At 63.7% G+C, this 571-nt stretch carries 1 protein-coding gene; it reads right to left on the bottom strand.

All coding sequences use genetic code 11. From position 1 onward, the window contains the following. A partial coding sequence (locus VL15_RS43010; protein ID WP_048252207.1) for a hypothetical protein occupies positions 1 to 571 on the bottom strand: 571 nt, incomplete at both ends.

The following is a 571-nucleotide window of genomic DNA, read 5'->3' as shown; positions in this document are numbered from 1 at the left end:
GTCCACGTCGACCTCGACGGGCCTGTCGTCGGCGAACAGCTCGATCACGTCGTTGTCCACGTCGACGTCGACGGGTCTGTCGTCGGCCAACAGCTCGATCACGTCGCTGTCGACTTCGACGTCGACCGGCCTGTCGTCGGCCAACAGCTCGATCACCTCGTTGTCCACGTCGACCTCGACGGGTCTGTCGTCGGCGAACAGCTCGATCACGTCGCTGTCGACCTCCACGTCGACGGGCCTGTCGTCGGCCAATAGCTCGATCACGTCGCTGTCGACTTCGACGTCGACCGGCCTGTCGTCGGCGAATAGCTCGATCACGTCGCTGTCGACCTCGACCTCGACGGGCCTGTCGTCGGCGAATAGCTCGATCACCTCGCTGTCCACGTCGACGTCGACCGGCCTGTCGTCGGCCAACAGCTCGATCACCTCGTTGTCGACTTCGACCTCGACTGGTCTGTCGTCGGCCAACAGCTCGATCACCTCGTTGTCCACGTCGACCTCGACCGGCCTCTCGTCGGCGAACAGCTCGATCACTTCGTTGTCGACTTCGACGTCGACGGGTCTGTCGTCG

Origin of the sequence: Burkholderia cepacia (assembly GCF_001039005.1) — a bacterium.
Lineage (GTDB): Bacteria > Pseudomonadota > Gammaproteobacteria > Burkholderiales > Burkholderiaceae > Burkholderia > Burkholderia theae.
This window is presented reverse-complemented; position numbering and strand designations above follow the sequence as displayed.